The following is an 18780-nucleotide window of genomic DNA, read 5'->3' as shown; positions in this document are numbered from 1 at the left end:
GTCGACTGGAGGAACCTCGACCCGAAGGACCTTCCCGTGAAGAAATCCACCCGCCTCGCCCTCCTGCTCCCACCCGTCGCGATCGTCGGCGTCTTCGCGGTGACGCTGGCCACCACGGCCACCGTCAACGCCGTGGCCACCCGCGCTGAGGCCGCGGAGATCACCCCGTACGGCGAGCGGGTGCCCGTGGGGGATCGTTCGATGAACGTCGTCATCAACGGTGACCACGCGGAGACCATCGTGCTGCTGCCGGGCCTGGGCACCGCGGCGCCCGGCCTCGATTTCGCGCCGCTCATCGACCAGCTCGACGACACCTATCGTGTCGTCGCCGTCGAGCCGTTCGGCACGGGGTTGAGCGATCAGACCGACGAGCCGCGCACGGCCGCGAATATCGCGCGCGAGGTGCACACGGCCCTGGAGTACCTCGGCGTCGACCGCTACGCGCTCATGGGGCACTCGATCTCCGGCATCTACGCGCTGACCTACGTCGAGGCGTATCGCGACGAGGTGACGGCCTTCGTCGGCATCGACAGCAGCGTGCCGGACCAACCCGGCGGTGACGAACCGATCGCGACCGACTCCCTCGCGCTCCTGGACACCCTCGGCGTCACCCGCGCCCTTCGTGCGTTCACCCCCGACCCGTACGAGGGACTGCCGTACGGCGCGAACGAGAGGGAGCAGATGCGTCTGCTCACGAACGCGAACTCCGCGGCGCCGACCGTGCTCGACGAGATGACCCACGCATCGACGAACGTCGCCGACGCGAGCGGTCGACGCTTCCCCGCCGACCTCCCGGTGCTGCTGTTCGTGCGCGAGGCCGACGATGACGTCGAGGGGTGGGTCGACCTTCACCGCGCCCAGGCGGCATCCGTCGACCGGGGCGAGGTGGTGCTGATGGCGGGCGAGCACTACCTGCACCACACGCTCTCGCGCGAGATCGCCCAGGATACGCGCCGGTTTCTCGAAGCCTCGCGCTAGGGCACGTTGCTGAACCCCCGGTTGCGCTCCTCGGGCGATTCTGGATGTCGTGTCGCGTGAGGTGATCTCGGATGAGGCGTGGGCCGTGATCGGTCCGCTGTTCCCGGAAGCGTAGGCCACCGGGCGGCCTCCGGTTGACCGTCGGACGGGGTCGCGGCGACCGCGGCTATCGGGCCGAGCGGCCGGTACGGAGCCTTTGCGCGAGGAGCACGATCGTCATCAGGAAGGCGAACAGCGGCAGTCCCACGGCACCGAGCGCGAGTAGGGTGCCGGCGGGATAGTCGACGTTTCCCATCCGTCCGAGCCCCACGCCGCCACCGCCGGCGGTCACGTCGCCGGCCAGCAGGAACTGCCCGTCGTACGCGTCGAGCCGCGACGAACACGTGACGGATGCGGCGGCGCCGTCCGCATCCGCGATGCTCTGCACAGGCGAGAAGCCGTCGCCGTGGGTCATCCACCACAGGGTGTCGTCCCACCCCGGTGACGGGACCGACCAGATGCCGAGCGCGCGCCCGTCGGCGGTCTCGGCCCGGCACTCGACGAGTCCCAGCAGCGGTGCCACGCCCGACGCCCACACTCCCGTGACGCCCTCAGCGGGCAGCTCGACCGTCTGGCCCAGCGGCACCTTCTGCGCCTCCGCGACCGACCGCGACACCGGCATGACCCACAGACCCCAGATGAGTGCGCTCGCCACCACGCACACCACGACGAGCGTCCATAGCAAGAGCACCCTGTGCCGCATGTGCATCCGCGAGTCCTGCGCGCGAAACGCTTCGTCGGCGGGCGGTGGGGTCACGTGTCGAGTGTACGGATCGCATGCTGGCGGCATGCGGACCATTCCCCCATACGAGGCGCTCCACACGGGCCCGAGGCCGCGCTGCTACACCGAGTCGCGCGCCCCGGCCGCCACCCCTCACACGACCCCCGCCAACGCCCTCCCCACCGTCCGCCCGGTGAACAGGCACCCGCCGAGGAAGGTCCCCTCGAGGGCGTTGTACCCGTGGGCCCCGCCGCCGCCGAAGCCCGCGGCCTCGCCCGCCGCGTAGAGGCCGGGGATCGGCATCCCGGATCCGTGCAGGGCGCGGCCGTCGAGGTCGGTCTGGATGCCGCCGAGTGTCTTGCGCGTGACGATCCAGAGCCGCACGGCGATGAGCGGGCCGTGGCGGGGGTCGAGGATCGCGTGGGCGGGGACCGTGCGGAACAGGCGGTCGCCGCGGAAGCGTCGACTGTTCTGGATGCCGATGGTCTGAGCGTCTTTCGAGTACGGGTTCACGACCTCGCGGTCACGCGCCTCGAGCTGTCGGCGGATCGAGTCCTCGTCGAGGAGATCGTCTCCGGTGAGGGCGTTCATGCCGCGCACGAGCTCCGCCAGGGTGTCGGCGACGACGAAGTCGGCTCCCTCCCGCTTGAAGTCCTCGACGGGGCCGGGAGCGGCACGCCCGAGCCGCGTGCGCAGCAGCAGAGCCAGGTCGCGGTTGGTGATGTCGGGGTTCTGCTCCGACCCCGACAGCGCGAACTCCTTCTTGATGATCGTCTGATCGAGCACGAACCACGAGTAGTCGTAGTCGACGAGGTCGGGCGTCGAGCGCAGGATCTTCAGCGTGCCGAGGGTGTCGTACCCGGGCAGCCCCGGGAGGGGCAACCGGCGACCGCGCGCATCGAGCCACATCGACGACGGACCGGGCAGGATCCGGATGCCATGACCCGGCCACACGGGATTCCAGTTCTGCAGCCCCTCGGTGTAGTGCCACATGCGATCGCGGTTCACCAGGCGCACTCCCTGGTCCGCGGCGATGTCGAGCATGCGGCCGTCGACGTGGGCGGGCACGCCGGTGACCATGGTGCGCGGGGGAGTACCGAGGCGCTCGGGCCACCACCGGCGCACGCGCTCGTGGTCGCCGCCGATGCCGCCCGACGAGATGACGACGGCCTGCGCCGAGAGCTCGAACTCGCCGACCACCTCGCGTGACGACGACACCCCGCGCGGGGAATCGTCGGGGGCGAGGACCGCGCCGCGCACGCCCGTCACGGCGCCGTCGGTGAAGACCAGTTCGTCGACCCGGTGGCGGAACCGCAGGTCGACGGCATCCGCTTCTCTCGCTCTGTCGGCGAAGGGTTCCGAGATCCCGGTGCCCGTTCCCCACGGAACGTGGAAGCGGGGAACCGAGTTGCCGTGGCCCCCGGCGCTGAGCGACCCGCGCTCGGCCCAGCCGACGACGGGGGTGAACCTCACGCCCTGCTGCTGCAGCCACGCGCGCTTCTCGCCGGCGGCGAACTCGACGTACGCCCGCCCCCACTTCTGCGCCCACTCGTCTTCGGGGTGTGCGCCGTCGAGGCGGTCCCAGCCTGCGGAACCCTGCCAGTCCTGCCAGGCGAGATCGAGGGAGTCCTTCACCCCGAGGCGGCGTTGCATGGGGGAGTCGACCAGGAAGATCCCGCCGAACGACCAGAAGGCCTGCCCGCCGAGGTTGGCCGCATTCTCCTGCTCGACGATGATCACGCGCTTGCCCGCGCGCACCAGTTCATTGCTGGCGACGAGGCCGGCGAGGCCCGCCCCGATGATGATGACGTCGGCGTCCATGTTCTCCCTCGGCGTCGAGTAGCGGGTCCACGTTACGCCGTCGACGCGTCCAGGGCCGGTGCCCGAGAATGTTCCCGCGCACCGGCCCTCGACTCACTCGTATCGCAGCGACTCCACCGGGTCGGCGCGCGCGGCACGCGCTGCCGGCAGTGTTCCGGCGAGGAAAGCGATCCCCATCACCGCCAGCGTCGTCACGACGATCGACACCGGATCGAAGGCGATGAGCTGCAGGCCGGGGAGGTCGCTGAACAGGCTCGTCGCGAGTTGGGCGCTGACCGCCGTCCCCACCCCGATCGCCACGACTGCGCCGAGAGCACTGCCCAGCAGACCGATGAAGATCGCCTCGAGGCTGAAGAGCGAGAACACGCGTCCGCTCCCCATACCCATCGCCTTCATCAGGCCGATCTCGCGGGTCCGCTCCTGCACCGACATGAGCAGGGTGTTCACGATGCCGAAGCTCGCGGCCAGCAGCGCGATGATCGCGAAGGCGTTCAGGACCAGCACGATCCCGTTGATCACCGCTTCGAAGGTGCCCAGCTGATCGGCGACCGTCGTGCCCGTGTAGCCGGCATCGGTGAGCGCGGCCTTCACCTCGGTCGCGTCCGCGTCCGCCGTCATCGTCGCGCTCGCCGAGGCGTACCGGTCGAGCTGGTCGGCGGGGACGCCGGTGTTCTGCGCGGCCGACAGGGCGTTCTCGAGCGCGGCGTTCGTCGTCAGCGTCGTGGTGCTGCCGAACGCCTCCTCGGTGACCCCGGTCACCGTCGCCTCGACCGTGTGTTGCGTGCGCACCGGATCGGTGACCGCGATGGTCACGGTGGCACCCACGGCCGCTTCGGCGTCGGCGAAGCCCATCGGCGCCACCAGGGCGTCGGGGAGGGCGACCTCCAACGTCTCGGAACCGTCGTCGGGCGCTGCCCCCGCGCCCAGCTGCGGCGTCTGTCCCGCCACGAGGCTCCCGGCCCGCGCGACATACGGGTCACCGCCGGGCGCCTGCACGTAGTCGATCGTCACGGACTTCACCGGTACGACCCGCGCGATGCCCGGCACCGCCGCGAGCGTCGTGATGTCCTGATCCGTGAGCGCTGTCACCTCGCTCGTCGTTCCCGGAGGGCCCGCCTGACGCCCCGACGAGATGGCATCCGGATCGTATTTCTGAGGAGCGGTGGATGCCGCGGCGTCGGTGCTCGTCTTCGTCACCGTCAGCGCGTCCGAGGCGCCCATCGCGCTCACGGTGCTGTCGATGAAGGCGTTGATGCCGGTTCCGAGTCCGTTGGTGATGGTGAGGGTGAAGGCACCGACGAAGATCGCCAGCACCGTCAGGATCGTGCGGGTCTTCGAACGGAAGGTGTTGGCGACGGCGGTGCCGACGAGGTCGAGGGTTTTCATGCCGCGCTCCGCTCTTCGGCGACGATCAGTCCGTCGCGGATCTGCACGCGGCGGTCGCACCGCGCCGCCAGGTCTTCGTCGTGCGTCACGACGATGAGGGTGATGCCGTGCTCCCGGTTGAGGCGGAAGAGGATGTCCTCCACCACCGCGCCGGTCGCCGAGTCGAGGTTGCCGGTGGGTTCGTCGGCAAAGATCACCTGCGGGTCGTTCACGAGCGCCCGCGCGATCACCGCGCGCTGCTTCTGTCCGCCCGACAGGGCCGTGGCCTTGTTGCGGGCCTTGTCGCCCATGTCGAGCTCGGCCAGGGCGGCCAGCCCTCGACGCTTGCGCTCGGCGCGCCCCACGCCGGCGATCTTCAGCGGCAGCACGACGTTGTCGAACACCGACGCGGTCGGCGTCAGGAAGAACTGCTGGAAGACGAAACCGAAGGTCTTGTTGCGCGTTCGGTTGAGCCGGCGTCCGCGCAGGGTCGTGGCATCCACTCCGTCGAGGCGCACGGTGCCGCGCGTGGGAGCGTCCATCAGCGCCAAGAGGTGCATGAGCGTGGACTTGCCCGAGCCGCTCTTGCCGAGGATGGCGATGCTCTCGCCGCGGTGGATGTCGAGGGTCACCCCGCGCAGCGCGTCGAAGCGGGCGGAACCTCGGCCGTACGACTTGTGCAGGTCGGTGACCGAGAGGAGTGGGGGAGCGGGATCGGATGCCATGACCCCACCCTCGCGCTCGGACCCCGGATGCCGCGTCCCACCGCCGGGGAAGACGCCTCCCCCCCACGGGGGTATTCGCGAATGACCCGCCGGGGCGATCGCCGGACAGGGAGCGAGGGGACAGACTGGTCGGGTGAGCGCCCCCGGATCGACGATGCCCGCGCGCCGCGCGATGCGGTCGGCGCGTCCGTGGCTCGTCGACCTCGGCTTCGCCCTCCTCATCGTCGGACCCGCGTTCGCACCGATCCCCGTCGCCGAGATGCGCCCCGCCAACACTCTCGCCCTCGTTCTGGTGCTGCTTCCGGCTGCGGTGCTACCGCTGCGACGCGTGCGTCCTCGGGTCGCGCTCGCCGCGTGCGCGGCCCTGTACCTGGGGGCGCTGAGCCTGGGGACCCTCTCGCCCGGTGCGACCCTCGCGCTGATCGTCTCGATGTACGCCGTCGCCCAGCGCACGACCCGGCGGGTGTCGGTCCCGGCCGGTCTCGTGGCCGTGGCGGTCGTGGCGGGGGTGAGCATCGCGATCACGCTCGTCACCGGCACGGACACGCGTTTTCTGCAGGTGGCCCTCGCTCTCGCGCTCGCCGGCGCGGTCGGCGACGCATCCCGATCGCGACGTGCGTACGTCGAGGCGGTGGAGGAACGGGCACGACGGGCCGAAGAGACCCGCGAGGTCGAGGCCCGCCGCCGCGTGACCGAGGAGCGCCTGCGCATCGCCCGCGACCTGCACGACGCGGTCGCGCACCGCATCTCGGTGATCAGCCTCAACGCCGGCGTCGCATCGTCGTCGCTCGAGACGCGGCCCGAGAAGGCACGCGAGGCGCTCGCCACCATCCGCACCACCTCGCGCGACGTGCTCGGCGAGATCGGGGCGATGCTCAGCGTGCTCCGCGCTCCCGACGAGGCCGCAGCGCTCGAGCAACCCGGGCTCGCGCGCGTTCCCGAGGTGGTCGAGTCGGTGCGTGTGGCGGGGTGGGACGTCGTGGTGCGCGACGAGATCGGAACGGATGCCGAGGCCTCCGGCATCCCGATCGGAATCGGCATCGTGGCCTACCGCGTCGTGCAGGAGGGCCTCACGAACGCGGTGAAGCACGGCGCGGCGCGCCGCGCGCACGTCCTGATGCGTCGCGACGGAGGTGCGCTCGAGATCGTGGTGACGAACCCGCTCGATCGCGTCTCCGACCCCGAGGACGCACCGCCGACGTCGGGGTTCGGGCTCCTCGGTCTGCGCGAGCGCGTCGACGCCGTGCGCGGCGAGCTCGACGCCGGCCTCGCCCCCGGCGGCTACCGGCTGGCCGCGCGTCTTCCCCTCCCCGCTGCCGCTCGATCGGAGACCGCCCCGTGACCACCGTCATCGTCGTCGACGATCAGTCGCTCATCCGCTCCGCCGTTCGCGATTTGCTCGACGCAGCCGAGGGGATCACGGTCGTGGGCGAGGCCGTCGACGGCGAGATGGCTGTCGCGCTCGCCCGGCGCCTCCGACCCGACGTGGTGGTGTGCGACATCCGGATGCCGCGGATGGACGGCATCGACGCCACCGCGGTGATCTGCGCCGACCCGGCCCTCACCGACACCCGGGTGCTCATCCTGACCACCTTCGAGGAGGACGAGTACGTCGTTTCGGCTCTGCGGGCCGGGGCGAGCGGGTTCATCGGCAAGGGCGCCGAGCCCGACGACATCGTGCGCGCGGTGCGCACGGTGCACGAGGGGGGAGCCCTGCTCTCTCCGACGGCCACGCGCGCGCTGATCGAAACCTGGGTGCGCACGGCTCCCGCGCCGGTGGGCGCGCCCCCGTCGCTCGAGGCATTGACCGATCGCGAGCGCGAGGTCCTGCTGCTCATCGCGCGCGGGCACTCGAACGACGAGATCGCCGCCCAGCTGTTCATCTCTCCGCACACGGCGAAGTCGCACGTGAAGAACACGATGCTCAAGCTCGGGGCCCACGATCGCGCGCAACTTGTGATCGCGGCGTACGAGAGCGGGCTGCTCCGTCCCGGTAATTGACGGTTCTCGCTCCCGGAGGCCCGTGTGCGGATCATGCGCGCACTCACTCGCCGGGGCCGGGTGATCTTCTCGTCGAGGATCGGGATGCAGGCCCCCGCGGTCGGCCGCCTCCGTCCCGCTCGCTGCCGGTTCTCAGCGCGGGACGACGGGCGCTCCCGCTCGCCGCGGTGGGTAGTCGCGAAGCGAGATCTCGCGGCTGTCGAACATGCCTCGACGCGCGCGGGCCATGGTCACGCCGGAGCGGCGCAGATTCTCGGCGAGTTCTGCCGCCAAGGGCGCGTGATGCGCTTTCTGCCATCCGCCCGCCAGCGTGTAGGTGTGGGTCACCGTGCGGGGTCGAGTCATGGATGCCTCCTGAGGGAACCGTAACGCCCGTGAATCGCACTCATCCCAAATGTCTCGCACCCGTCATCTGCCGGTTTTCCGGCGTAACCCGGTCGGTCACGATCGGAGCCGAAGCGCCCCCCGACAATGTCGGGATGACCACCGCGCGCATCGTGATCCTGTTCGCCCTGGCCGCGGTCGACGACGTCGGTTACCTGGAGCGGCGCATCCAATCTCTAGAGGGATGAGTAGTTAGCTAGGCGAAATATCGGTCGCTTGTCAAGCACCCTCCGTGGCGACGCCCTCTCGCGGACACTTGATCCATGAAGAACGAGAACACGCCTCACGAGGGCCTTGCCGACGACTTCGCCGATCTCGACACCTCGCGCCCCTTCGGGTCGTACCTGTCGGTGATCAACGGCGGCAACTAGTCGTCCGGAACCTCCGAGCGGGGTTCGTACGAGAGGGCCGGATGCCGATAGGCGTCCGGCCCTTCGTCGTTCGCTCACTCGTGGAACGTCGCCCCCTTGACCACCCGGTCGACGACGTTGCGCGGGCCGCGCACGGCGATGCCGACCAGATCGAGATCGGATGCCGGAACGGCGGCGACCGCGGCGCGGTTGGCGACGTCGTGCGACGTCCCGAAGAGCTCGCGGGTGTAGATCGCCAGGGCGACGTCGTCGCGTGCGGCGGCCTTGGCCCGTGCTCGGGAAAGGGCGTCGCCATCGGCCGTGAGCACGATGACCGGCTGACGGAGCATCGGCAGGTAGGTCGTGCCGTCGGCGTCGCGGTAGGGCTCCCCGATGAGGTCGTCGGCGCTGGTGGCGATGCCCGACATCAGGAAGGCCGTCACGTTGAGTTCCTGCCACGCCGCGAGGCCGGTTGTGAGCACCACGACCACCTTCGAGTCGAAGCGGGGTGGGTCGGTCAGATCAGTCATGGATCCAGCTTCTGCCCGCGGTGTCGGAGGCGTCTTGTACGTTTCTTGCATGGTCGATCGCGTGCGGGCTTGGCATCCGGAGGTGCCGTTCCTGCGCGAGACGTACCACGCCGATCTCGACCACTCCTATCCCGTGCACACGCACGACGACTGGGCGGTCATGCTGGTCGACCGCGGGGCCGTGTCGTACGGTCTCGACGGCGCGTCGCATCAGGCGGTGCCCGCAGCGGTCACGCTCCTGCCGCCGGGCATCCCGCACGACGGGCGTTCGGCGCGCGCGGGTGAGGGATACCGCAAGCGCGTGCTGTACCTCTCGGGCGACTGGTTGTCGGAGGCGACGGCGGCTCGCATCGCGCGACGGCCGACCCTCGCCCGCGACTCGGCGGTGGCCGCAGCACAGAGAATCCACGCGGCACTCCGGCATCCCGGAGACGAACTCGCCGCCGAGCACTGGCTGATCGCCGTACGCGAGGCCGTGTTGTCGCACGCGGGGTCGGAGACGGCGGTGTTCGCCGACGTACCGTTGGCGAGGCGCTTGCGCTCGTTCCTCGACGACCGGTGGGGGGAGTCGTTCACCCTTGCCGACGCCGCCCGTGAACTGCACGCGCACCCCAGCCACCTGGTGCGCGTGTTCTCGCAGACCTACGGCATCGCCCCGCACCGTTACCTCGTGACGCGTCGGGTCGACGCCGCGCGACGCATGCTCGTCGACGGCGGCCGGCCCGCCGAGGTCGCCGCTCGCACGGGCTTTCACGATCAAGCCCACCTCACGCGTCACTTCCGCCGGGTGTTGGGCGTCACTCCGGCGGTCTTCGCCGGCTCCGGACGAGGGATGCCATGACCCGGCGCACCATCGAGATCGACGGTGCGGCGGTCCACGGCATCCCGTCGTTGTACTCCGAACTGAACCGCGTGTTCATGCCCGACGAGGACTGGACGCTGGGGGAGAGCCTGGATGCCCTCGACGACCTGCTGTACGGCGGGTTCGGGGTGCTCGACGGGGCGGAGCCGGCGCGGGTGGTGTGGAAACGCTCGGACGTCGCTCGAGAAGCGTTGGGGGTGGAGGCCACGCGCGAGTATTACCGCGCGAAGCTCGCTCGGCCGCAGGTGTATTCCGTGGACACCGCCCAACGCGCCCTCGATGCGCTCGAGGCGGGCGCGGGTGAGACGTACTTCGAGCTGGTGGTGCGGGTGTTCCGGGATCACGGGAACATCGAGCTCGTGCCCGATTGAGTCGGCGCGCGGGGTCGCGAGGGCGAGGCTCACCGCGCCGTGCGGGTGAGGACGGATCGAACCAGACGCTCCGCGGCCGCGGGGTAGAGAGGAACGGCATCCGTTTCGGCATCGATCGGTCGCCAGGCCACCGGCACCACGGAACCGTCGGACTCGGTGAGGCTGCCGCCGTACTCTTCGGGTAAGGGGTCGAGTCCCCCGGAGTAGAGCGCGACGATCTCATGACCCCTCTCGCCGTCGTAGCGGAAGAGGCTCTCGACCGTGTCGAGGTAGGTCAGGTCGGTGATGCGCGCGCCGAGCTCTTCCCTCACCTCGCGAATGATCGCCTCGCGATGCGTTTCGCCGAATTCGACGCTGCCGCCGATCAGACGATGGAAGCCTCGCGGGTTTTCGAGGGTCGGGGCGTGGGCGCTCACGAGATGGGCGGGGATGCTCGGGTGGGGGATGACGAGCATGGCTTTCACGCGGATGAATGACGCGTTGTGAGGCATGTCGTCCTCCTCTCGCTCGCGCCTGCTGATGAGATCTACTTCATAATCTCAGTCAGCGAAAGGGATGGGACCGGCGAGCTGTGTGGTGACGGCGATGTGCTCGAAGATCCGGGCGCGGGTGACAGACTGAGCGCTCTCCACGCCGCCTGCGGGTAAGGGGAGCCCGTACGCGTAGATGTCGTCGAAGTCTGCGCGCGCCGTCAGTGGCCCGTATGTGGACGCCGCTTCGTCGTATGGAGCGGAGCCGTAGATCTCCTGACGCCAGTCGGCACTGATGATCTTGAGTCCGAGATGGCGGATACTCGAGCTCATCCCCGAAATTCGGGCATGCCGGAATTGTAGTATTCGGTAGTTTCCCGCCTCAGCCACCACGATATCCCCGAGACCGGTCGCGAACAGAGGAACCATATTGGGTCGCGGCAGATACTCGCCGATCATCTCTTTGTAGACCTCGGGGTCGATGATCTTCAAGAATCCATTCGCCGCTATTCCGAGTCCGTGGAGCTGCCACATCTCCAAAACCGCTTCCTCGAGAGTCCCCGAATATTTCTGGATCGTAGCTGCCGGGACCGAGGCGACGGGCACGAAATCTTCAAATGGTCGGAACGTCATGACTGTCCAATCGCGCGGCCGTTGAGTGTACTTTCGTCAGATGTTGGGGCCATAACAGTGCCCGATGAGGGGGCTTATCCAGCAAACGGGATCATCCCGGCGAGCTGCGTCGTGAGTGCGATGTCCTCGAAAATGCGGGAACGCCTCAAGTGCTCGACCCCCTCGACTCCTCCCGCGGGTAGGGGCAGTCTGTATGCGTAGATGTCATCAAACTCTGCGGGCGAGTTCAAGGCACCGTACTTCTCAGCTGCCTCGGCATACGGGGTGTAGGCCATGAATCTGTTGAGCCAGCTCTCCTGAGCCGCGAACAGTCCGATCATATTCAGGCTCGATCCCACACCACCGGTCGCGCGGGCATACCGGAACTGCAACACACGGTACGAGCCGTCGAAGAAGACGATCACGTCGCCCAGTGCTGTCGCGAGGACAGGAATCATGTCGGGGCGGGGAAGGAATTCTTGGATCATGGACGAGTAGTAACCCGGGTCGACAACCCGCAGGAAGCCGTTGGCTGCGAGCCCGAATCCCTGCTTTTCCCATAGCTCGACGAGAGCGGGCTCTACGACGTCTTGGTACCGGAGGATCACCTCTGACGGAGCAGGAGCGACGGGGACGAAGTCGCGTAACAACTCGACTGACATCTCTGGACGCTCCGGCTGTCAGCCGAGGTCGGACGCAGGCACTTCGCGTCCCGTTTCGTTGTCGAAGAACCGGATCCTGCCCTGGTCGCGGACGATCGCCAAGTCCGTGCCCACCGGCAGGTTGAGAAGGGGGATCACGGCCGGCTCGATGGCCGCGACTCTGTTGAACGACGCCACCTCGAGGTTCGAAGGATCATCCAAATACGACTCGTCGTCGATCTCCGAGAAGAAGCGCCACCCGTTGTCGGACGGGTTTGAAGGAGCCTCGCGTACGGCCCACTTGAGGAGCGCGCTGCCGTCGAGGACCCGCCGGGACGCTATCGACGCTCCCGACTCGCGGATGAATTCAGGAACGCTCGCTGACATGTTTCTCCATTCGCAGTATCTGGATCATCGCTAAGGTGGTGTTTGCCTGCTGGGTAATGAGCATTAGTGAGTACTCGTTCTCGCGCATTCCAGCACCTCGTCAGCGTCCTGCTGCTGTTCGTGATGGTCTTGATCAGCCCGCGAAGGGAATCGGACCAGACAGCTGGATTGTCAATGCGATGTGCTCGAATATCCGAGAGCGTGTGAGGTGGTCGACGCCCTCCGGTCCTCCGGCAGGAAGAGGGAGTTCGTATCCGAAGATGTAGTCGATGTCATCAGGAGAATTGAGCGGACCGTATGTGTTCACGGCTTCGAAGTAAGGCTTCGCGTCGAGGAACTCTTCGAGGTATTCACGATCTGCTGCTCGACGTCCGATGCGAGCGAGACTGGATCCGACTCCGCCGGTTGCCCGAGCGTACCGGTATTGGAGAACGCGGTATTTTCCCGAGTACGCGACGACTACGTCCCCCATCCCTGTTGCGAGAACGGGGATCATGTCGGGTCGCGGGAGGAATTCTCCGATCATGGTCAGGTAATGGTCGGGGTCGATCAACTTCAGGAAGCCATCTGTCGTGCAACCGATACCATGCACACGCCAGAGTTCTACGACGGCGGGCTCGACGAGGGGTGAGAACTTTGCGAGGGAACTGGCGGGCATTTCAGAGAAATGCACGAAATCTTCGAAGGGGGATGTGGGCATCGCTTGTTATTCTCTAGCTCTCACGTCGTGAAGTCATCTCTCCGTTGCAGCGATGTCTCGAACGTCTTGTTGTCCATGACGCCCCGGGTGTGCGCTGCCCATCCCACCGGGGCGACCGTGCTTCGGGTTGTGTCTGACGTCGACGTCTTGCTAAGTCGGGTAGCGGACCAGTCTCTTGGCTTCGGTTTCCGCGGCGTGCGCTCTGCTGTACCCGTTGCTGCCGGGGCGAAGCCGCAGATCTTGTGATCTGTCATCAGCCGAGGTCGGACGCAGGCACTTCGCGTCCCGTTTCGTTGTCGAAGAACCGGATCCTGCCCTGGTCGCGGATGATTGCCAAGTCCGTGCCCACCGGCAGGTTGAGAAGGGGGATCACGGCCGGCTCGATGGCCGCGACTCTGTTGAACGACGCCACCTCGAGGTTCGAAGGATCATCCAAATACGACTCGTCGTCGATCTCCGAGAAGAAGCGCCACCCGTTGTCGGACGGGTTTGAAGGAGCCTCGCGTACGGCCCACTTGAGGAGCGCGCTGCCGTCGAGGACCCGCCGGGACGCTATCGACGCTCCCGACTCGCGGATGAATTCAGGAACGCTCATTGACATACTTCTCCATTCGTGCGACAACGGTGCCGCGGAAAGGGAGTTTCTTAGCAAATGTGATGGGTGAGACTCCGTGATCCGAAACCGTTGTGAAGTCGGCATGCGGCTGTTCAAACCAGAGGTCGTAAATCGATTTCAGATCATCGTCGCTGTATTTCATGTTGAGAACTTCTAAAAACGGCAACCGCCCGTTGTCGTCACGAGCGTTCACGTCCGCGCCGGCGTCGATAAGACGTCGCGCGAGGTGCGCATCCTCGGTCACGTCGTGCGAGACCTGACCGAAGAGGACATGGAGGGCCGTCGCCCCTCCATTGCCGGAGGTGTTGACGGGGGCGCCGTGATCAAGGAGGAAGTTACTCACAGTGTATCGACTGGGCAGGTCTTTATTCTGCAGGGACATAAGCAAGAGACCGCGTCCTTTCGCGTCGACCGCCTGGGCATCGCCAGGTGTGAACTTCGCGAAAAAATCGTCCGCTGATTTCAAATGGGCAGTAAGAAATATATCCATTACTCGAACTTGTGACCTCTGTTATTCGCCGGCAATTCTGGTCGATAATTCTCGGGCGTATTGTACCAATCCCGGAATTCGGCGGGAGTCATCTTGCCCTCGACATACTCCACCCACATGTCATGGTACTTCTCCTGGGGGATGTGACCCATGTCCCACACGCCCTTTCGTGGTTGCCCCGGAGTCCAATCGATGCGTGCACCCGTGTTCGGGTCGTAGACGTGCCCGTCAAAGGACTTCGCGCGTTCCCATACCTCTTCCACCACACCCTTCCGGAAGGACGGGCGCGATCCCGGCTTCAGATAGGGGCGAGTGTCGGCAACCGTCTCAATGACGTGCTCGACTGTCGAGGAGCCTTTGCCACCCCCGGCCCACTTCGTCAAGAACTGCAACGCCTTGCCCGCCATGCCGGTCAGCTCGTCGACGAGCCCGCGGAGCTTCGTGAAGGCGTTCACGACGGTGGTGATGGTCTTGCTGATGCGCGGGACGAGCGCGGAGACCCGCGAGCCGACCTGCGCCGCGATCACGGGTGTTGCGAGACCGACGGTTGCGACAGCGGTGATGGCGGCCGAGATCGCCATGCCGACGATCTGACTGATGGCGTCTCGCACGAGATCATGGGTCATCTGCACGAGCGACGACGCCATCGACAAGCCCGTCGAGATCGCCCCCGCCCATTGGCCCGAGGTCGTGAGGTGCTGCGACAGCCCCTGCACGTGCGCCGTGTACGCGGTGATGGTCTCACCCGATAGCCCGTCCAGGTCAGCGAGCCGGTTCTGCGCGGTGACGCCGAGCTCGCTCATCCGGGCGCCCACGTTGCTCCAGGTTGCGGCGAACGCCTGGACTTCGGCCGCGTTCCCCGTGAGATCGTTCAGCCATCCCTTGAGCGGCTCGATGTGGTCGAGCAGCCACCCCAGGCCGTTGGCGATCAGCGTGCCGATGGGGTCCATCACGGCGGCGACGGTGTTCATCGCGGCCGAGAATCCCGCGATCCCTCCCTCGACCCAGTTGCCGCTCTGGATGGCATCGGCCAGAGCCTGCCCGTCGGTGACGAGGAACGCGCCCGAGAACGCGGATGTCGTATCCACGGGAGCCGCCACGAGCGAGTTGCTCATCCAAGGCCTCCCTCGAGGTGCTTCGTCACCTGGATGACGGTCTCTTCGAACGTGTCGAAGTCGGCGACGACTGCGCGTAACTCCTGCCCAGTGCGTTCGAGTACGCCCTCCGCGCCGTTGATGTGCTGAGAGACCGCCCCCGACACCATTCCGACAGGGGGAACGATCCAGGCGCAGAGAACGCCGAACGCCCCTCCGCCGAGGTTGACGCTTTGAATCGCCGATGCGGCCTCGGCAGCATCCGAGGCCAGCTGCTGCACGCGCGAGGCGTGCTGCAGCAGAATGTCCGAATCCATCCGGATCTGCTGGCTCATCGCAGCCCTCCTCGGCGCGTCACTCCGTCGTCTTCCTGGTCGGGAATGAGCTCCGCGGCGACGACGCCGACGATGGGGTCGGATTCGCCCATGATCTCGGTGGTCACCTCCAGGGTGCGAACGCGGGCGTTCTTCGTCGCCTTCGCGATCAGCTCCATCACTTCGGCGCTGACGCGTCGGCCCCCGCGGTCGAGGGCCGAGTCCGCGATCTCGAGGTCGCGCACGACCCCCGCCGCGTCCACCTCGACCGAGATGTCCCGGGTGCGTGCCACGGCCTTCGCTCGTACATCGGCGATCGCGGCCTGCAGCACGGGCAGCTTCTCGCCGCGTTCCTGCGCCCGACGCGTATCTTCTTCGATCCGCGCGAGCGTCTCTTCCGGTGATCCGTACACGCTGCGCCCCCACCCAGGCCACACGCGGCAGACGTTTCTCCCCAGCGCGCGGCAATCGTCGCTTATACACAGACGAGGGTAGGTCGAAAAGCCGCCGGGCAGGATGAGAATCGTCTCATCCTCGTGCGAGCGCCTGGCTCAGTCATCCCCCCGCCCGCGCGCCAGTAGCCCAGGAACGGCACGCGCTCGCGCGGGATCCCGAGCTCTCGGACGAGGGCGCGGCGCGAGGCCGAAGGGGCGACGCGCTCCGTATTCGACGTCGCGCATGCGGTTCTGGGCGAGGACGGCGCGCTTTGACAGAATCGACGCGTGGCTGTCCAGAAGATCCTCGTCCGCCGTCTCTCCGGCGACACGCCGCACATCGCAACGACGGGCGACATGCGTCGCGCGAACGCGATGATGACTCTCGTCGCGCTCGCGATCCTCATCCCGGTGTTCATCGTCGTGGTCGACGACGAGCTCGGCATCCGGCTGGTGATGGGCGCGTTCGCTCTCTCGCTCGCCGCGCTCGTCGGGTTCTTCCTCCTCATGAAGCGACTTCCGCGTGACGGCGTCGTCTACATCGCGTCTCGCGGTCCGGGCCTGCACTTCCGGCCCCCGGTCTGGCCCACCGCGGTGACCGTGGCGCTCATCGTCCTGTACGGGCTGGTCGGGGTCGTGGCGGCCATCGCGGTGGGCCTGGACGGCGACGGCTTCGTGTCTCCCCGCCGCTCTTCTCTGCTGCTGACGCTCCTGGCGGTGGTCTTCCTCGGCGTTGTGCTCTGGCGTCTGCAGGTCACCCCCGGGCTGCTTCTGACGGTCGACGGCCTGCAAGGCATCCGCGCGCGCGGCGACGTCGACTGGCCGTGGGATCTCGTGGGCGAGGTCACGGTCACCGGGCCGCCCGCGACGCTGTCGCTCACGATGGTCGACGGGTACGTGCCGGTCACGTGTTCGATGCGCTACCTCGGCGCAGATCCCAATCAGGTCGCGGCGATCGTCCGTTTCTTCCGCGACCATCCCGAAGAGCGCGGTGTGCTCGAGACCGGGGGAGAGGCGGCGCTCAACCGCGCAGCAGACGTGCTCCGTCCCGTCGGGGGCTGATTACGACGCGGGACATCCCGCCGATCCCCCTACTCGCTCGCCTTCTCGAGCCCCCGCGTGCGGATCTCTTCGAGGTCGAGGCCCGCGAGGATCTTCCGCGCGACGAGGTCGTCGATGGTGCCCTCGCGGCGCAGTCGCAGCAGCACCTCGCGCTTGCGGTCCAGCACCGCCAGCCGCAGTCGCTGCGCCTCCTTGTGGCGAAGCAGGGGAGAGCGCTGGGTGACGTCGATGTCGTCGCTCACGGCGATCATCCGCAGGGGGCCGGTGAAGGCCGCTGCCTCGTCGGGGCTGTCCGCCGTGCTGTCGGCGCCCGCGCGGCGACGCTCGGCTTCGGGACCGTCCGGCGGTACTGGCCCCGTCGATGACGGGTCATCGCCGAGCGACGCGTCGAGCTCGGCGAGGTCGTGTTCTTCGATCGCGCGTTGCCGCGCGATCGCGCGGGCGTTCGCCAGCTCGAGACGCTCGTAGCCTTCGCGTCGCGCACGGTCGCGCACGCGATCGCTGATGCCGTGCTCGGTCGCCAGGTCGTCGAGGGCCGCGAGGGCGGCACCCGAGATCGCGCGCTCGGCGAGCTCGTACTCCTCGATCGCGGCGTCGTCGTTCGGAAGCTTCGCCCACCGGATCACGGCGGGCAGCAGGGGACCCTGGACGAGCAGGGTGAGCACGATCACGCCCGCCGTGACGAACACGATGGCGTCGCGACCGGCCACGGGTGCGCCCTCGGCCGTGGTGACCGGCACCGACAGGGCGATGGCGAGCGATACGGCGCCGCGGAATCCCGCCACCGTACTCACCACGCGAGATCGATGCCGCAGCGACCGCGATGATCCGGCGGCGGGGCGCGAGAACGGCGAGAAGAGCCACTGGAACAGGTACCGCACGACGAAGAGAGCGACCCACGCCGCAACGGTGACCAGGAGCAGCAGACCGATCTCCGACCCCGAGATCTCGTGCAGCACGAGCTGCACCTCGAGCCCGATCAGCACGAAGAGCGCGCCGTTGAGCAGGTAGACGCCGAAGGGCCACGTGGCATCCGCCGCTCGTCGCGACATCGCGGTGGTGATGCGCGGCGACACCCACGCCATGATCAGACCCGCGAACACCACGGCGAGCACCCCTGAGGCCTCGACGAGTTCGGCGATGAGGAACGACACGAACGGGACGAGCACCATCGTGAGGTTGATCGTGAGCGTCGACTGCATGCGGCGCAGGGCGAAGAAGGCGGCGGCCGCCACCGCGACACCGGCCGCCGCGCCACCGAGGTACGACAGCAGCACCATGCCGGTGATCTGCAGCGGCGTGATCTGGTCACCGAGGAGCAGGGCGACGGCGATCGCGTAGAGAACGAGCGCGGTGCCGTCGTTGGTGAGGCTCTCGGCCTTGAGTTTCATGAAGGTCCTGGCGGGCAACAGTCGTCCGAGCGCTGCGACGGCCGTCGCGTCGGGCGGAGCGACTGCGGCACCGAGCACGAGGGCTGCTTCCCACGGCACCCCCATCCAGGTCGCGACCCCGGCGACGGCGAAAGCGGATGCCACGACGAGAAGCGTGCTCATGGGGATGATGTAGCGCAGCGACCGGCGCACCGACCTCAGAGAGGTCGTCCACGCCTCGCGGAACAGCATGACGGGCAGGAAGAGCAGCAGCACGGTCTCGGGCGGGAGTTCGATCTGACGGAGCTCTGGGATGAAGCCCAGGGCGAGGCCGATGACGAGCAGCACGAGCGGTGTGGCCACGCGCAGTCGCGGTGCCAGGACCGTGCCCACGAGCATCGCGAGGCCCAGCAGAACCGTGATCTCGAGTCCCTGCATGCCTG

Annotated in this window: 23 protein-coding genes; 6 read left to right on the top strand and 17 right to left on the bottom strand. The window is 67.7% G+C overall.

Annotated features, from left to right (window positions below; translation table 11 throughout):
- The first annotated feature begins 36 nt into the window (after positions 1 to 36).
- Complete coding sequence (locus tag QE454_RS15990) at positions 37 to 978, top strand: alpha/beta fold hydrolase (RefSeq protein WP_307459734.1); 942 nt, start codon at positions 37 to 39, stop codon at positions 976 to 978.
- Between the two features lie 166 nt (positions 979 to 1144).
- Here QE454_RS15990 and QE454_RS15985 read toward each other — a convergent pair whose 3' ends face one another.
- The 4 genes from QE454_RS15985 to QE454_RS15970 form a co-directional block, all read right to left on the bottom strand.
- Positions 1145 to 1774: a hypothetical protein gene (locus QE454_RS15985; RefSeq protein WP_309668755.1), complete on the bottom strand. Its 630-nt coding sequence runs from the start codon at positions 1772 to 1774 to the stop codon at positions 1145 to 1147.
- Between the two features lie 117 nt (positions 1775 to 1891).
- On the bottom strand, positions 1892 to 3559 hold the full coding sequence (locus tag QE454_RS15980) for an FAD-binding dehydrogenase (protein ID WP_307459739.1): 1668 nt from the start codon (positions 3557 to 3559) through the stop codon (positions 1892 to 1894).
- Between the two features lie 93 nt (positions 3560 to 3652).
- The gene (locus tag QE454_RS15975) at positions 3653 to 4945 is read right to left on the bottom strand and encodes an ABC transporter permease (RefSeq protein ID WP_307459741.1); all 1293 of its coding nucleotides are present in this window, start codon (positions 4943 to 4945) and stop codon (positions 3653 to 3655) included.
- Positions 4942 to 5649, bottom strand: a complete 708-nt coding sequence (locus QE454_RS15970; RefSeq protein ID WP_267786679.1) for an ABC transporter ATP-binding protein — start codon at positions 5647 to 5649, stop codon at positions 4942 to 4944. Before QE454_RS15970 ends, QE454_RS15975 begins: the two co-directional genes overlap by 4 nt.
- 133 nt (positions 5650 to 5782) lie before the next feature.
- Between QE454_RS15970 and QE454_RS15965 the strand changes: the two genes are divergently transcribed.
- Positions 5783 to 6991, top strand: a complete 1209-nt coding sequence (locus QE454_RS15965; RefSeq protein WP_307459744.1) for a sensor histidine kinase — start codon at positions 5783 to 5785, stop codon at positions 6989 to 6991.
- Positions 6988 to 7650, top strand: coding sequence for a response regulator transcription factor (locus QE454_RS15960; RefSeq protein WP_307459747.1), 663 nt, complete (start codon positions 6988 to 6990; stop codon positions 7648 to 7650). Before QE454_RS15965 ends, QE454_RS15960 begins: the two co-directional genes overlap by 4 nt.
- Positions 7651 to 7782: 132 nt before the next feature.
- Here the strand turns inward: QE454_RS15960 and QE454_RS15955 are convergent, their stop codons facing one another.
- Together QE454_RS15955 and QE454_RS15950 are read right to left on the bottom strand one after the other, a co-directional pair.
- Positions 7783 to 7995 (bottom strand): alternative tryptophan synthase beta-subunit, encoded by a 213-nt coding sequence (locus QE454_RS15955; RefSeq protein WP_307459750.1) that lies wholly within the window; start codon positions 7993 to 7995, stop codon positions 7783 to 7785.
- A gap of 484 nt (positions 7996 to 8479) precedes the next feature.
- The gene (locus QE454_RS15950) at positions 8480 to 8914 is read right to left on the bottom strand and encodes a DUF2000 domain-containing protein (protein WP_307459753.1); all 435 of its coding nucleotides are present in this window, start codon (positions 8912 to 8914) and stop codon (positions 8480 to 8482) included.
- Positions 8915 to 8963: 49 nt separating this feature from the next.
- Between QE454_RS15950 and QE454_RS15945 the strand changes: the two genes are divergently transcribed.
- Together QE454_RS15945 and QE454_RS15940 are read left to right on the top strand one after the other, a co-directional pair.
- Complete coding sequence (locus QE454_RS15945; protein WP_307459756.1) at positions 8964 to 9755, top strand: AraC family transcriptional regulator; 792 nt, start codon at positions 8964 to 8966, stop codon at positions 9753 to 9755.
- Positions 9752 to 10147, top strand: coding sequence for a ribonuclease inhibitor (locus QE454_RS15940; RefSeq protein ID WP_307459759.1), 396 nt, complete (start codon positions 9752 to 9754; stop codon positions 10145 to 10147). The genes QE454_RS15945 and QE454_RS15940 overlap by 4 nt, the downstream gene beginning before the upstream one ends.
- A gap of 29 nt (positions 10148 to 10176) precedes the next feature.
- On the opposite strand, the gene QE454_RS15935 is transcribed toward QE454_RS15940, so the two are convergent.
- The 10 genes from QE454_RS15935 to QE454_RS15890 all read right to left on the bottom strand — a co-directional run bounded on the left by QE454_RS15935 (position 10177) and on the right by QE454_RS15890 (position 15884).
- On the bottom strand, positions 10177 to 10638 hold the full coding sequence (locus QE454_RS15935) for an NUDIX domain-containing protein (RefSeq protein WP_307459762.1): 462 nt from the start codon (positions 10636 to 10638) through the stop codon (positions 10177 to 10179).
- A gap of 48 nt (positions 10639 to 10686) precedes the next feature.
- Positions 10687 to 11250, bottom strand: coding sequence for a GAD-like domain-containing protein (locus tag QE454_RS15930; RefSeq protein WP_307459765.1), 564 nt, complete (start codon positions 11248 to 11250; stop codon positions 10687 to 10689).
- Between the two features lie 74 nt (positions 11251 to 11324).
- Entirely contained in the window at positions 11325 to 11891 is a 567-nt protein-coding gene (locus QE454_RS15925; RefSeq protein ID WP_307459768.1) for a GAD-like domain-containing protein, read from the bottom strand.
- Between the two features lie 18 nt (positions 11892 to 11909).
- Positions 11910 to 12257, bottom strand: coding sequence for a DUF2185 domain-containing protein (locus QE454_RS15920; RefSeq protein WP_307459771.1), 348 nt, complete (start codon positions 12255 to 12257; stop codon positions 11910 to 11912).
- 133 nt (positions 12258 to 12390) lie between these two features.
- The gene (locus tag QE454_RS15915) at positions 12391 to 12957 is read right to left on the bottom strand and encodes a DUF1851 domain-containing protein (protein WP_210076423.1); all 567 of its coding nucleotides are present in this window, start codon (positions 12955 to 12957) and stop codon (positions 12391 to 12393) included.
- 253 nt (positions 12958 to 13210) lie between these two features.
- Entirely contained in the window at positions 13211 to 13552 is a 342-nt protein-coding gene (locus QE454_RS15910) for a DUF2185 domain-containing protein (RefSeq protein WP_307459778.1), read from the bottom strand.
- Positions 13539 to 14063, bottom strand: a complete 525-nt coding sequence (locus QE454_RS15905) for a hypothetical protein (RefSeq protein ID WP_307459784.1) — start codon at positions 14061 to 14063, stop codon at positions 13539 to 13541. The genes QE454_RS15910 and QE454_RS15905 overlap by 14 nt, the downstream gene beginning before the upstream one ends.
- Positions 14063 to 15178, bottom strand: coding sequence for an HNH/ENDO VII family nuclease (locus QE454_RS15900; RefSeq protein WP_307459786.1), 1116 nt, complete (start codon positions 15176 to 15178; stop codon positions 14063 to 14065). The genes QE454_RS15905 and QE454_RS15900 overlap by 1 nt, the downstream gene beginning before the upstream one ends.
- The gene (locus QE454_RS15895) at positions 15175 to 15492 is read right to left on the bottom strand and encodes a hypothetical protein (protein ID WP_307459789.1); all 318 of its coding nucleotides are present in this window, start codon (positions 15490 to 15492) and stop codon (positions 15175 to 15177) included. Before QE454_RS15895 ends, QE454_RS15900 begins: the two co-directional genes overlap by 4 nt.
- A complete protein-coding gene (locus QE454_RS15890; protein ID WP_210076413.1) occupies positions 15489 to 15884 on the bottom strand; it encodes a YbaB/EbfC family nucleoid-associated protein in 396 nt (131 codons plus the stop codon). Before QE454_RS15890 ends, QE454_RS15895 begins: the two co-directional genes overlap by 4 nt.
- Positions 15885 to 16193: 309 nt before the next feature.
- Between QE454_RS15890 and QE454_RS15885 the strand changes: the two genes are divergently transcribed.
- Entirely contained in the window at positions 16194 to 16967 is a 774-nt protein-coding gene (locus tag QE454_RS15885) for a hypothetical protein (RefSeq protein WP_210076411.1), read from the top strand.
- Positions 16968 to 16996: 29 nt separating this feature from the next.
- Here the strand turns inward: QE454_RS15885 and QE454_RS15880 are convergent, their stop codons facing one another.
- The gene (locus QE454_RS15880; RefSeq protein WP_307459793.1) at positions 16997 to 18775 is read right to left on the bottom strand and encodes a Na+/H+ antiporter; all 1779 of its coding nucleotides are present in this window, start codon (positions 18773 to 18775) and stop codon (positions 16997 to 16999) included.
- Between the last annotated feature and the right edge of the window lie 5 nt (positions 18776 to 18780).

The organism is Microbacterium sp. SORGH_AS_0454, assembly GCF_031453395.1.
Lineage (GTDB): Bacteria > Actinomycetota > Actinomycetes > Actinomycetales > Microbacteriaceae > Microbacterium.
This window is presented reverse-complemented; position numbering and strand designations above follow the sequence as displayed.

Coding starts and splice junctions, on each gene's coding strand:
- QE454_RS15980 (WP_307459739.1), bottom strand. CDS start 3,559: ATGGACGCCGACGTCATCATCATCGGGGCGGGCCTCGCCGGCCTCGTC.
- QE454_RS15975 (WP_307459741.1), bottom strand. CDS start 4,945: ATGAAAACCCTCGACCTCGTCGGCACCGCCGTCGCCAACACCTTCCGT.
- QE454_RS15970 (WP_267786679.1), bottom strand. CDS start 5,649: ATGGCATCCGATCCCGCTCCCCCACTCCTCTCGGTCACCGACCTGCAC.
- QE454_RS15955 (WP_307459750.1), bottom strand. CDS start 7,995: ATGACTCGACCCCGCACGGTGACCCACACCTACACGCTGGCGGGCGGA.
- QE454_RS15950 (WP_307459753.1), bottom strand. CDS start 8,914: ATGACTGATCTGACCGACCCACCCCGCTTCGACTCGAAGGTGGTCGTG.
- QE454_RS15945 (WP_307459756.1), top strand. CDS start 8,964: ATGGTCGATCGCGTGCGGGCTTGGCATCCGGAGGTGCCGTTCCTGCGC.
- QE454_RS15940 (WP_307459759.1), top strand. CDS start 9,752: ATGACCCGGCGCACCATCGAGATCGACGGTGCGGCGGTCCACGGCATC.
- QE454_RS15935 (WP_307459762.1), bottom strand. CDS start 10,638: ATGCCTCACAACGCGTCATTCATCCGCGTGAAAGCCATGCTCGTCATC.
- QE454_RS15930 (WP_307459765.1), bottom strand. CDS start 11,250: ATGACGTTCCGACCATTTGAAGATTTCGTGCCCGTCGCCTCGGTCCCG.
- QE454_RS15925 (WP_307459768.1), bottom strand. CDS start 11,891: ATGTCAGTCGAGTTGTTACGCGACTTCGTCCCCGTCGCTCCTGCTCCG.
- QE454_RS15920 (WP_307459771.1), bottom strand. CDS start 12,257: ATGTCAGCGAGCGTTCCTGAATTCATCCGCGAGTCGGGAGCGTCGATA.
- QE454_RS15915 (WP_210076423.1), bottom strand. CDS start 12,957: ATGCCCACATCCCCCTTCGAAGATTTCGTGCATTTCTCTGAAATGCCC.
- QE454_RS15910 (WP_307459778.1), bottom strand. CDS start 13,552: ATGAGCGTTCCTGAATTCATCCGCGAGTCGGGAGCGTCGATAGCGTCC.
- QE454_RS15905 (WP_307459784.1), bottom strand. CDS start 14,063: ATGGATATATTTCTTACTGCCCATTTGAAATCAGCGGACGATTTTTTC.
- QE454_RS15900 (WP_307459786.1), bottom strand. CDS start 15,178: ATGAGCAACTCGCTCGTGGCGGCTCCCGTGGATACGACATCCGCGTTC.
- QE454_RS15895 (WP_307459789.1), bottom strand. CDS start 15,492: ATGAGCCAGCAGATCCGGATGGATTCGGACATTCTGCTGCAGCACGCC.
- QE454_RS15880 (WP_307459793.1), bottom strand. CDS start 18,775: ATGCAGGGACTCGAGATCACGGTTCTGCTGGGCCTCGCGATGCTCGTG.